Source organism: Crystallibacter permensis, assembly GCF_025960875.1.
In the GTDB taxonomy this organism is placed as follows: Bacteria; Actinomycetota; Actinomycetes; order Actinomycetales; family Micrococcaceae; genus Crystallibacter; species Crystallibacter permensis.
The window spans coordinates 1-12,881 of record NZ_JAODLR010000006.1; the positions used below are offsets into that span (position 1 = coordinate 1).

8 protein-coding genes are annotated in these 12,881 nt (G+C 64.3%); 3 read left to right on the top strand and 5 right to left on the bottom strand.

The annotated features are described in order from the left end of the window. Positions 1-1,347 precede the first annotated feature (1,347 nt). Positions 1,348-2,736, bottom strand: coding sequence for an MFS transporter (locus B0G38_RS08785; protein WP_264669096.1), 1,389 nt, complete (start codon positions 2,734-2,736; stop codon positions 1,348-1,350). A 374-nt stretch (positions 2,737-3,110) separates the two neighbouring features. Between B0G38_RS08785 and B0G38_RS08790 the strand changes: the two genes are divergently transcribed. Further along, positions 3,111-3,875, top strand: a complete 765-nt coding sequence (locus B0G38_RS08790) for an IclR family transcriptional regulator (protein WP_264669097.1) — start codon at positions 3,111-3,113, stop codon at positions 3,873-3,875. On the opposite strand, the gene B0G38_RS08795 is transcribed toward B0G38_RS08790, so the two are convergent. The 4 genes from B0G38_RS08795 to B0G38_RS08810 all read right to left on the bottom strand — a co-directional run bounded on the left by B0G38_RS08795 (position 3,876) and on the right by B0G38_RS08810 (position 10,679). Beyond that, positions 3,876-5,195, bottom strand: coding sequence for an MFS transporter (locus B0G38_RS08795; RefSeq protein ID WP_264669098.1), 1,320 nt, complete (start codon positions 5,193-5,195; stop codon positions 3,876-3,878). Positions 5,196-5,267: 72 nt separating this feature from the next. Beyond that, complete coding sequence (locus B0G38_RS08800) at positions 5,268-8,345, bottom strand: AAA family ATPase (protein WP_264669099.1); 3,078 nt, start codon at positions 8,343-8,345, stop codon at positions 5,268-5,270. Next, on the bottom strand, positions 8,342-9,502 hold the full coding sequence (locus tag B0G38_RS08805; protein WP_264669100.1) for an exonuclease SbcCD subunit D: 1,161 nt from the start codon (positions 9,500-9,502) through the stop codon (positions 8,342-8,344). The genes B0G38_RS08800 and B0G38_RS08805 overlap by 4 nt, the downstream gene beginning before the upstream one ends. Positions 9,503-9,638: 136 nt before the next feature. Next, positions 9,639-10,679: an MIP/aquaporin family protein gene (locus B0G38_RS08810; RefSeq protein WP_264669101.1), complete on the bottom strand. Its 1,041-nt coding sequence runs from the start codon at positions 10,677-10,679 to the stop codon at positions 9,639-9,641. A 174-nt stretch (positions 10,680-10,853) separates the two neighbouring features. On the opposite strand from B0G38_RS08810, the gene B0G38_RS08815 reads away from it, so the two are divergent. Both B0G38_RS08815 and B0G38_RS08820 read left to right on the top strand, forming a co-directional pair. Beyond that, entirely contained in the window at positions 10,854-11,906 is a 1,053-nt protein-coding gene (locus B0G38_RS08815) for an ADP-ribosylglycohydrolase family protein (protein ID WP_264669102.1), read from the top strand. Positions 11,907-11,935: 29 nt separating this feature from the next. Continuing rightward, positions 11,936-12,862, top strand: coding sequence for an SDR family NAD(P)-dependent oxidoreductase (locus B0G38_RS08820; RefSeq protein WP_264669103.1), 927 nt, complete (start codon positions 11,936-11,938; stop codon positions 12,860-12,862). Positions 12,863-12,881 lie beyond the last annotated feature (19 nt).

The following is a 12,881-nucleotide window of genomic DNA, read 5'->3' on the forward strand; positions in this document are numbered from 1 at the left end:
CACACCACAATTTAGTGGCTACAAACGGTGGTACAAAAGAGGGCTGATCACCCGGAACCACAAGGAACCAGGGCGATCAGCCCACGTAACTTCGGGTTAAACAGAAGAACCGGGGCTGCAGAGGTTGGGGGGCTGTGCAGCGCCGGTTTTTCCGTCTCAGGCCTCTCGTTCAAAGACCCGGGATCAGACGAAGCGGGCTTCTTCCCAAGCCCGGCTTCCTCCCCTAGCCTATGCAATGGCAGATAAAACCGCGATGGGGAGAACTACCCATCGCGTCCGCTTGACCTCTGGCATGAATGCTGGCAGGACGGAGACAGCGCCAGATCCAGCACGCAAGCAAGGAGCCTCCATGCCGGCCCACGAACCATACGGGCAGCCACGGCGCCAGACGACTGTGCTGCGTCATCGCTACGATGAACGCGCTTTCCCCCTCCCACGCACATTGGCCGGTCCGGCGTCCGCTGCTCAAGGAATGTTTATCACGGCTGGAAGCCGACGTATATGCCCTGCAGGAAATCGATGCCACCGGAACCCCAAACGCAGCCGGCAAACTCATTGGCCCCGGGTACTACATCGTGCGGCACAACAGGAGGGCCCTGACGGCACAGCTGCTGTGGTTGCTTCCCGATGGCCCATGGTCGTGTTTCATGAGCTGGACTCGGATGTTTCGCCACGCACCTCTGCTGACAGCTGGTACTCGGCTGTGATTGCCGAAGTCCACGCTCCAGCGCCCGGGCAATTTCCTCATGGTCCATCACGAGCCCGTTTGGCAGGTCGGCGACGAACATGAACGTGAACTACAGGCAGTGGTGACCGCACGCGAGGTGGAAAGGCTGCTGGAGAGCACACATCGCCATGTAATACTCGCCGGAGACTTCGACGCCGCAGCGGACTCTGCCAGCATCAGGTTTTGGACCGGTATGCAGTCCTTGGAAGGGGTCAGCGTCGCCTACCAGGACTCCTGGACCGTAAGACATCCGCACCAAGCCGGCCACACATTCAGCCCGCACAATATTCCGGTCCGCCAAGGAGATATGCCGTTGGATCCGGCCGACGGATCGTTACATCATCAACCGGTTCGGCCTCCATGGTCGGTCCCTGGCCGTACCCCATTGCAGGCGGATAGCGGAGCCAGACGCCGCAAGGCAGCCAAGTGACCACTACGCCCTGTCCACGGACTGCCAACTTCCCGTGCGGCCCGTTGGCACTCCCCCGGTATAGCAGCAGGACGCAGGTCTCGCACTGACACCGTCAGGGATGCAACCATCCGCGGTGCCAGACCAAAGACGGGCGGGCTGCTGCGTGGAGATCCGCAACAGCCCGCCCGCCTTCGTGATCCGAGGACTTCTAATTCTGGCGAGCCTCAGGATGCTTCTGCAGGTATTCCCGGTGCGCTTCTTCCACGCGCAGATTGGTACCCTTGGTTTCCTTGACCACAGACACCGCCACCAGCGAGATCACACACAGCACCGCGATGTAGATTCCGATGGAAATGGTGGTGCCGGTCCACCCCAGCAGCAGCTCGGCGATCAACGGAGCGAAAGCGCCACCCAGAATCGCGCCGATGGCGTAACCGATCGAGACACCGGAGTAGCGAACGTTGGCAGGGAACATCTCCGCGTACAGTGCCGATTGGGGGCCGTAGGAGAGGCCGAGCCCGATGGTCAGCACAAAGGCGGCCACAGTGAACCAGATGATGCTGGCGGTGTCGATCAGCAGGAACATCGGAACGGCCCACAGCAGCACCCAAACGTAGCCAATCTGGAAGGTGCGGATCCGTCCGATCTTATCGGAAAGGATGCCGCCGTACATGGTGAAGGCCAGCCAGCCGAACGCGGCCAGGGTGCTCGCCAGCAGCACGGCGGAGCGGTCCATGCCCAGCCCGCCATCGGCGATTTCTTTGGTTGCGTAGGAGGCGAAGAAAGCGATCAGCAGGTAGCCGGCAGCGTTGTTGGCAATGAAGATCAATGCCGTCAGGATGACCTCTTTCCAGTTGTGCTTGAACAACTGGCCCAGAGGGGCAGCAGATTCCTTCTTGCGCTCCTGCATCTCCTTGAAGACCGGGCTCTCGTCAACTGTCCGGCGGATCAGATAGCCGACAACAATCAGCACCACGGAGAACAGGAACGGAATACGCCAGCCCCAGGTCAAGAAGGCTTCCTCCGTCATGAACGTGGTCAAGAGCCACATGACACCGGTGGCCAGGATCATGCCGCAAGGAACACCGATCTGGGGGAAGGCGCCGAAAAAACCACGCTTGTTGCGTGGAGCATGCTCCACAGACATAAGGGCGGCACCGCCCCATTCGCCACCCGCAGAGAAGCCCTGCAGGATCCGGAGGAAGACCAGGAGGATCGGGGCCCAGATACCGATCTCAGCGTACGTCGGCAAGACACCAATGAGGGTGGTAGCCAGACCCATCAGCAGCAAGGTGAAGACGAGCATCAGCTTGCGCCCCAGCCGGTCACCCAAATGGCCGGCAACGATGGCACCCAGCGGCCGGAAGAGGAAGCTGATGCCCAGTGAGGCCCAAGCCACAATCTGGGCGAGGCCCTCACTCTCCTGCGACAGCGGGGCGAAGTACAGGCCTGCCAGCACCATGCCAGCCGCTTGGGCGTAGATAAAGAAGTCGTACCACTCGATGGTGGTGCCGACCAGCGTTCCGGCAAGAACCTTCCGCTCCTCGTGCCGCGTGGCGGGAGGAAGGTTGCCAGCCAGTTCTTCTGACGTTGACATGAGAATCTCCGATTGTCCGAGCGAGAACATTACTTACAGAACGGTCGGTAATGTGACTCTGGCAATATTACACGACGGTGACCTAGAGCACAGGCCGGCGCCTAACGATTCGGCAACGGCGTTTTCCCCAAGCCCTGCCTGCGGATGAACGATGGCAGGCAACACCCGCGAGGCGACCGTCGGAACTTGCGGCTCCCTTGCGGGAAGGGGTGGGGAACCTTCGGGCACCAGTTGCGTGCCACCTATGGCATTCATCGAATGGCTGCTTGGAGTTCTATATTTAAACATCGCGTCCTGATATAGAACAATAAGAACGTGAGTACAGACACGTCCACTGTGTTCTGGTTCTGCCCGACAGAAAAGAAGATGTTCTGATGAATGAGCCTCGTATTGCAGCACCTGCGGATTCCGCTGTTCCCTCGGCGCGGGCGGAAAGATCCGCAAAAACCCCCGCCCACTCGCAGACTTTATCCCGCGGGATTCGAGCTCTTGAGATACTGGCCGAGGCGCGGTCCCCGATGACGATCGCTGAACTCTCGGAGGCTCTCGGCGTCCACCGTTCGATCGCCTACCGGATTCTGCGTACGCTGGAGGACCATGCGCTGGTGCTGCGTGATTCGGCCGGGCGGGTCCAGGCCGGACCGGGTCTGGCCGCACTGGCACGCGGGGTCTCCCGTGATCTTCAATCGGCAGCGCTTCCGGAGCTGACTGCCCTGGCTAATGGGCTAGCCATGACGGCGTTCCTCGCCGTATGGGACCAGCGAGACTGCGTCACGCTTATCACGGTGGAACCGCGCCATGCTTCAGCTACCTTGGCTCAGCGGCCGGGCACGCGACACTCCTTCAGCGCAGGCGGTCCAGGTATCGCCATCCAGTCCGCCCTAACCGAAGAGCAATGGGAGCAGCTGGCCTCGGGACAGCCGTACCGTCTCGAGGCCAGGAAAGCCCGCGAAGTCGGTTACAGCGTCAGCCACGAGGAGGTCATACCGGGAACCTCATCGGTGGCGGCGCCCATCCGCATTCCGGGACAGTTGCCGGCTGCGGTCGCCGTCGTTTATGTCCGAACTGACAAGCCGGAAGCTGAGTTAGGGGCAGAATTGATCCGGGCTGCTGCCGCAATAGAGGACGAACTCCGCTGATTAGCTCCGTTTGCGGACCAGCATGGCACCGAGACTGCTTACGGCCAGCATGGCCACGGATGCTCCGACGGCGACCAGGAACGCCCCTTGGTAGCCGTAGGTTTCGGCAATTGCCCCGGCTACTCCGGAGCCCAGAGCCGAGCCAAGCACTACTCCGCTTGCCAGCAGGGTCATGACTGTCCCCAGCCGCTCGTCCGGAGCGACCTTGCCTCCGATGGTGAAGATGGTGACCATGGTGGGTCCGACGGGCAGACCCACGAGCAGCAGGACAACCAGCATCGGCACCACTTCAGTGGGCAGGAGTAACAGCAGGCTCAGGACGGCCATCGCTGCCGCACTGGCGATCCAGCGCGAGGCATGGGAAAACGTCTCCGGCCAATAGGCCACAGACAACGCCGTCACCGCCGAGCTCAGGCCGAGCACGGCGTAGAGCAATCCTGCCGTGTCCGCCGCTCCAAAGCTGCCGCCGAAAGCGTTCAATGCATTCTGGGAGGCCCCGAAGAATGTCCCCATGGCGATCATCCCGGCCACTGGAATAATGACAACGCCCCAGTTCACTGGAGTCTTCGCCGCCGCGGCCGCCGCCTGCGGGTGCTGTTCTACCAGTTGCCGAGTCACCGGCTGCACAGTGCGGTATGTGGGGTGGACGGCGAAAGCCGAAACCATGACGATGGTCAGTGTCGCCGCCAGCGCAAACGGCAGCCAGGGTGCTACCAAGGCAGCCAGCAGTCCGACCAGTGCCGGACCCAGGACGAAGGTCAGCTCGTCGGCAGTACTTTCGTAGGACAGGGCCGTATCGAGTTCCTGCTTGTTGTTCCTCGTCATCGCCATCCACCGCACGCGCGCCAGCGGACCCACTTGCGGGCAAGTGGCTCCCATGAGCAGCGAAGCGCCGAGGGCGAAAAAGATTTCCGGCCCGTCGAAATTGGCGGTGAGGTAGGCGGCGACAAGGACGAGGCCAATGCTCAGTGTGTGGGCAACAGCCGAAATCAGCAGGACCGGGCGTTGGCCTGCTCGGTCGGCGAAATAGCCGATCGCCGGAGCGCCGATGGCGGATCCGATACCGACTGCGCCGGCGGCGAAGCCACCGATTGCGTAGGAACCGCTAACTGCGGTGAGCAGAGTCAGCGCTCCCACCGTGAGCATGGCCACGGGAAGCCGTGCGAGGAAGGCAATAGGCAGGAAGCTTGGTCCCGCCAAGGCTGGCAGGCGGGCGTAGCGGCCGAAAATGCTGCCTGACGATGATGCTTCCGGCACGTCGCCCGTGGCCTCAGCCGCTGGGGCGTTGGGAGTTGGAGTGGAGTCCGCACTTCGTGTCATGTCATTTTCCGATAGCAAGAACCGCGCATCGTCCCGCCTCCCGATGCGCCCAACCCGGATAACGGCCTAATCCTACACCGGTTGCAGGATGGGCGATTCCGCCGTCATCATCCGCACGGTGGAGCCATCGCGGCCTTTGCTAATCTGCAGCTGCGCTCCGATGCGCTGCTTCATTTCGGCCACATGGCTGACCAGTCCTACGACCCTACCGCCGTGGCGGAGGCCTTCGAGGGCGTCCATCACCTGTTCAAGGGCCTGTTCGTCCAGGCTGCCAAATCCTTCGTCCACGAAGAGGGTTTCGATATCGACTCCGCCTGCCTCAGCCTGAACCACATCCGCCAGCCCCAGGGCAAGGGCAAGCGATGCCATGAAGGATTCACCGCCGGAGAGCGTCGAGGTGTCGCGGCGTTGTCCGGTCCATTCGTCACTGACATGGAGCCCAAGACCCGACTTCTTGTTGCCCGACTTCGAGTCGTCATGGACGAGCCGGTAGCGCCCGTCCGTCATGGCATTCAGACGTTCCGAGGCCGCCGCGGCGATCTGCTCGAGCCGGGCAGCAAGGACATAGGTGGTGAGCGTCATTTTCCGTTCATTTTCGCCTAGGCCACGGACCGTGTCGGCAACGGACTGCACCAGTTCGAAGCGTGCCCGGACCGGCTCCAACGACACTGCTGCCGCCTCCAGCCGCCGGCAGTAGCCGAGCAGCTGTTCCGCGGAATCCTGCAGCACCCCGTGCCGCACTGCCACGGTCTGCAGTTCCTTTTCCAAAGCCAGCGCCTTGTGGCGAAGGTCCTCCAACTCCGCTTCGTCCGGCAGCGGTTCCCCATCCTTTTGGGCTTGGCGTGCACGCGCTACCCGGTCCGAGGCCTGCAGCAGTTCGACCCGCTGGCCGAGGGAGGCATATGTACGGTCCTGCAGCTGGGCCTGTTCCAGCTCGCGTGCCGAGAGGAGAGCGGCCAGGACGTCGGCTTCCGAGCCGAAATCCGAACCGGCTATGGCGTCATCAAGCTCACTACTGCACCGTTCCAGAGCGGCCAGCGCGTAGCTGTACTCGCCCAGCGACTGACGGCACTGCTTGAGCAGTCCGTCCAATGCACTCAACCCCTCCGCCAGCTCCTGCAGCGTGCCGCCCGACGGCAGAACCGATGCGATCTTGTGCGCCAGTTCGTCGGCCTGCCGGGCCGCTGCCTCGGCATCTGACCGGGCACCGGCAGCAGCGACCGCCAGTTCCGATCCCTGGCTCAGCAGTTCCGCGAGCTCGTTCCGGGTCTTTTCGATCAGGCCGCTCAGACGCTCACGGTTTCGCTCGGCCTCCTGTGCCTGGCCAAGGAGCTCCTGCAGCTCCTGTACAGCGGCAGCAGCGACGTCCGGGTCGGTTTCCCCGCCTTGGGCCGCCAGGGCCGCCAGCTTATTCTCAAGGGCAGCGCAGCTTTCCTGCTTCTTCGCGTAAGCGGTCTCGGCCCGGGCATGCTCCCGACGGGCTGCGGTTTCCTCCTCCCGGCTGACCATGGTGTTGCTGTCCGCCGTTGCCAGCCGGGGATGTTCGTCAGATCCGCAAACCGGACACGACTCACCTTGTTCGAGTGTGCGGGCAAGCTCAGCCGCTGATTGCTCCAGCCGCCGCTCCAGAAGGTCCAGCCAGTCCTGTTTCAGCTGCAGTTGCAGTGCACGGGCGTCATCCCGCGCCCTCTTGGCTGAGTCGACCCGGGAGCGGCATACCCTGTAGGCGGCCACCGTTTCTGCGACCGCTTCTGCGTCTTTCAACCGCTGCCCGAGCCGTTCGACGTCCGAGCCCGTACCGTCGGCAGCAGCCAGATCGACAGCGAGCTGTTCGCCGGCGGCGCGGGTAGCGTCTGCCTCGGCACTGATCTTTTCGTAGCGGCGGTCTAGCTGATCCGCAGTTTGCAGCAGCCTGTCCGCCTGGACCCTTGCCTCCTTCAGACGGGCTTCCTCGGGCACGAGGGCACGGATCCTGCCCAGTTCCCGGCCGATGGCGCCGCCAGCAAGTTCGATCAGCTCCTGGGCCCGGTCAATGCCTGTAGCCGGCAGTTCCAGCTGTCCGGATGCAAAATCCGGTGCATAAACGCCGCATAGCCGATGGCGCATTGCACGTTCGAAGGCTGTCTGTGCCGATTGAAGGCTTACCTCGGTCCTCGACGAGGCCTGGTCCCGGTGCCGGATGCTGGATTGCAGCAGTTCAGCGGCGCGGTGGTCCTTGAGTACCCGGGCGCGTCGGCTGGATCCGTCCGCCCCTGCCGCCTGCTCCGCGTCCAGCCTCTGCAGAAGCAGCAAGTCCGTGTGGTCCGCCAGGCGCATTTCCTGACGCGCAATTCTGCTCCTGAGTTCATCGAGTGCCGTGCGGCCGCTTCCGACGACGTCCCCTGCCTCCTGCGCCAGCCGCTCGACGGACGAGTGCAGATGCTGCAGCTTCTCGGTGGCCGGCACGCTGTCCTCCGGCAGTTGCTCCGGCGCCAGATGGCGGTTCGCTTCTTCCTCCGCTCGACGCAGCAGATGTCCCAGCTCCGATTCGGCGGCTGAAAAAGCGGTTCGTGCCGCTGCGGCGTCGGCAGCCAGGGATTCTTCGATCAGCTCATAGCGGTCCGTGTCGAACAGACGCTGCAGCAGCGGACGTCGTTCTTTGGCGTCCGCTCTCAGGAAGGCCGCGAATTCGCCCTGCGGCAGCATCACCACCTTGGTGAACTGGTCGAGGCTCATGCCCAGCACGTCGCCAAGTTCGACGGCGGCCTCGTCATTCCTGGCCGATTTCTCGATCCAGCTGCCGTCCACGAGTTCCCGAAGATGGGTACGCGCCTGCTCGGTAACACTGCCCTTGCTGGACCTGGTGGACGGCCGGTCCCATTGCGGCGAGCGCGTGACTTCAAAACGGCGGCCTCGGGCGCTGAATTCGCACACTACTTCCGGGGCCAACGCCGGGTCCGCGTGGTCGCTGCGCAACCGTTTGCCGGACTGCCGGGCACCGGGTACGGATCCGTACAGTGCGAAACATACCGCGTCCAAAATGCTGGTCTTTCCCGCGCCGGTTTTGCCGTTGAGCAGAAACAGGCCGTGGGCACTGAGCTCGTCAAAATCCACGCTCTGGCGTTGCGCGAACGGGCCGAAGGCCTGGATCTCCAGCCGGTGCAGTCTCATGCGGACACCTCCGCGGTCTGGACCTTGGCCAGGGTTTCCATCAGCAAGCCACATTCCGCATCCCCTGCTGACCGGGACCGCACATGGTCAAGAAAACCGCAGCAGACCTCCAGGTCATCCTGTGCTTTGGCGATACGTTCGCTGTAGGTCAGGCGGTCCGACCGCGGGCCTCCTTCCGGCTCGAAAGCGAGGACAAGCGTATGGGCGAAACGGGTGCGGAGCCGTTCCATCGCTTTCAGCGGCCGCTCTGCATCAGTGACGGTGATCTGGCAGTAGGAGTCTTCTGCGGCGGCGTGCTGGTCCGATTCCAGCAGGTCCGCCATGGTGCCGCGGAGCACTGCGAGCCGGCGCCCGGTGTCCCAGCTGATGTTCTCCGCTCCAGCCAGGCCCTCCTGGTCAAATTCAAGCAGGATCCCGCCCTTGTGGTGGCCTGCTTCGGAAAACGAATACGGCAGGGGCGAACCGGAATAGCGCACTGAACGGCTCAGCTCCTGGCGCCCATGTAGATGCCCCAGCGCCACATAGTCGAGGCCGTCGAAGAGGTCCAGCGGGATTGCCCCCACTCCGCCGATGCTCAGGTCCCGCTCACTGTCCGAGGTCAATCCGCCGCTGGCGAAAGTGTGTGCCATGACCAGCGAGCGGACCGGCCCGTGTGCCCTGCGGCTCTCCAGATCATGGTGGACACGTTCCAAGGCGGCACGCATCACGGCAGTGTGCGTGGGCGCGGCTGCCTCCAGTTCCCCCGCCGTCAGCCGCGGCTCCAAGTACGGGATACCATAAACGGCCAGGGTGGCGCCGGCCAGCTCAAGTTCCACTGGGGTGGCCAGCTCGGCAATCCGGGTCCTGAGGTGGACGCCGCCGTGGGCCAGAATGGCGCTGCCGAAGCCCAGGCGCGAGGCTGAGTCATGGTTGCCGCTGGTCAGGATGATCCGGGCGCCGGCCGACCGGATCCTGGACAGTGCGTCCGAAAACATCGTGACGACGTCCACCCCCGGCAGGGCACGGTCGTAGACGTCACCGGCAATGAGCACGACATCCACGCTGCGTTCCCGGACCGTGTCCACCAGCTGGTCGATAAAGTGCTGTTGCGCTCCGAGCATGCCGACGCCGTGGAAAGACCGGCCCAGGTGCCAGTCCGATGTGTGCAAAAGCTTCATGGCTTCAAAGCTACCTGCCGGCTCTGACAGTTTTTCGCAGACCTGCCGTTATCCACAGGTGTCCTTTTACACAGCTGTGTCCCGCCCCTGCGGCAGGGACGGGACACGCCTTCTCAAAGCGGGCGGTGGTAAGGCCTTACTCGGCGGAGTCCTTGCGGCCGGCGTCCTTGGGAGCCGGCTTCTGGTCGAAGAAGTCGCGGGCCTCTGCGGCACCGAGGTCGTCCCGGGCAGGTTTACCGTCGGTAGTGTTCTGGTTATCGTCGACAGTATCGACCACCGCATTGCCCCCGGCGACGCCTTCGCCGGGCGTGGCGCCCGTGGGTGTACCGGTAACGGAACCGGCAGCGGAGGTATCGGCAGCCGCCGAAGCCGGCCGTCCGGCGTCGTCCGCATTTTTAGTCTTGCCGGCAGGCGCGGTTTCAGCACTGCGGTACAGCAGCCCGGCAATGACCGCGCCCAGCACCGGAGCGACCCAGAACAGCCACAGCTCGCCCAGGGCGGCCGGTTCGGCGAAGTAGACCGCGGCTGTGGAGCGGGCCGGATTCATGCCCGCGTTGGAGATCGGCAGCAGGGCGGCCGTCAGCACGGCGAAGGCCAGACCCACGGCGTAGGGTGCGCTGCGCAGCCGGTCGCGCGAAGAGGTGGCACCGAGGTAGATAGCCACGAGCATCGCGGTGCCGATGGTTTCCGCGAGGAAGACGCCGGCCATCGTGAAGCCGAGGTCTTCGCCGGAAGCATACCCATTGGCAACGGAGGAGAACACCTGGGCGGCCTGGGATCCCACCGGGTGGCTGCGCATGATGACCCACAGCACGACGGCGGCCAGCGATGTACCGACCAGCTGGGCGATGATGTACGGCAGGACGTTCTTCCAGCCGGTCCTGCCCGCGAGCGCACTGCCCAGCGTGATCGCCGGGTTGAATTGTCCGCCGGAGATGTGGCCGAATGCCAGCATGCCGGCGATCACGGCCAGGCCGAAACCGAACGGCACGGCGAATCCGCCCTGCGGGTTGAACATGCCGATGCCCAAGGCACCGAAGAACAACAGAAAGGCACCCGCAATCTCGGCGGCGATCCGCGCCGACATCCCGTAGCCCTCCCCTAGCCGTGGAGGCAGTTCCCTCGCCGCCAGCGGTGCGGGACGTGGCTGGGGGTTCTCAGCCTGCTCTGTCGACATCTGGTTATTACCTCCTTGGGCCGGTGCTGGACCGGCGTCCGATCACAAAACGACTACAGCGTTTCACCTGATGCTGGGAATAAGCTGAACGTTTGCTGAATCGCCTGGGCGGCCATTGCCGGGGACCCGCTCCGGCACGCCGAACGGGAGTGGGGGCGCGGATAAGCTGGAGGGGTGACTATTGACTTCGCTTCCCGCGTCCGCGGCTGCCTGCTGGGCGGTTCCCTCGGCGACCAATTGGGCTATGCCGTTGAGTTTTCCAGCTGGAACCAGATCCAGGAACGCTTCGGACCCGACGGACTGCGGGATTTCTCGCAGCTGGACTTCCCCGGCCACATCTCCGACGACACGCAGCTGACCCTTTACACTGTGGATGCCGTGGTCGAGGCGTTGGAGTGGGCCAACGACGGCACGGCTGCTGACGAGACAGCCCTCCTGTGGCTGGCCTACCTGCGCTGGTATGCAGGCCAGGAAGGCGGCTTTCCCGATTCCGCCCCGCAGCCGGCGCCGCGCTGGATCGACGCCCAGCCGGTTCTTAAGCAGCGTCGCGACCCGGGCAAGGCACGTTTGTCGGGGCTGGCCACCGGCGAGATGGGGACACTGGCCCGGCCGGTGAATCCGCAGTCCAAGGGCTGCGGATCCGTGGTGCGCTCCGCTCCGTTCGGGCTGCTGCCGTTCGTCACCCCGGAGACCGTGTACACCTTCGCGGTCAACGGCTCGGCCCTAACCCATGGCCACCCGGCAGCCCACCACAGCGCCGCGGCCTTCGCCTCCCTCATCAGGCTGCTGGTCCACGAGAACGCCTCATTCTCCGACGCCGCAGCTGCCGTACTCACCCGCGCCGAGCAGGAAACATCCGTCCCCGAGCTCGCCGCCAGGCTCCGCGCGGCCATCGGTCTGGCGGAGCAAGGCGTCATCGCACCGGCGGAACTGCCCGCAGCGCTGGGTGAGGGCTGGGTCGCCGAGGAGGCACTCGCCGTCGCTCTTTATGCGGTCCTGGTTACCGCCGGGAGTACGACGCCGGAAGAGCACTTCCGCAGCGCCCTCACCATAGCCATTAATCACGACGGCGACAGCGACTCCACCGGGAGCATCGCGGGGAATATCCTCGGGGCGTTCTATGGGGAGGCGGCGCTGCCCCCATCCTGGGTTGACGCGGCAGAAGCGCCGGGGGCGGTCCTCGGCATGGCGGCCCGCTTCCTGACCCAGACCCAGGCCCCGGCTTAAGCAGCCGGAGCGGCCGATACGCTGGTTTCATGACTCAGGACTGGATCCCCAACGCATTGCCGCCCTTGCACGGAAAAACGGTGGTCGTCACCGGCGGAAACGCCGGCCTGGGTTATTTCGCCTCCGAACAACTGGCCGAAGCGGGCGCCGAGGTCATCATCGCCGCGCGGAATCCGCAGAAAGCCAAAGCTGCCATCACCGCGATCAAGGCCCGCATTCCGGAAGCAGACGTGACCTACCAGCATCTAGACCTGGCGAGCCTGGCCTCGGTGCGGCACGCGGCCGCGCAACTCTCGGACTTGGAGCACATCGACACTCTTGTGGCCAATGCCGGCGTTATCGGCTCTTCGCTGCGGCAGAACACTGTTGATGGCTTCGAGCTCCAGTTCGGCACGAACCATCTGGGCCATTTCGCGCTGGTCGCCGAACTGATGCCCGCGCTGGCCGCCCATGGCAGCCGCATTGTTCACGTGGGCAGCGTCAGCCACCGCTGGGTGAGGCCGGACTTCACCACGGCGGCGCACCCTCGCAAGTACTCGAGCTACCACTCCTATGCCCTGTCCAAGCTGGCGGTGATGAGTTTCGGTTTCGAACTGGCGCACCGGCTCGAATTGATGGGCTCTCCGGCCACCTCGATTGTGGCCCATCCCGGCTATTCCCGCAGCATGTTCACCCCGCGGCGGCCCGGTGTGGCCACCTATCGGCCAGCCTCGGCCGTGCAGCAACGGTTCAGCCGCCCCTTCGCCCAGGGCAAGGACGCCGGCGCCTGGCCGCTGGTGCGTGCCGCCGTGGACGATGAGGTCCGCAACGGGGACTACTGGGGGCCCGACGGGCCGTTCCAGCTCCGGGGACGGCCCGCACTGGTGCGGCCGCAGTCCCATGCCCTCGAACGGAACGCCGCGTCAAGGCTGATCGACCTGTCCCAGGAACTGACCGGGTTCCGGCTGGACCTTTAATACGGGATTCAGGCTACGC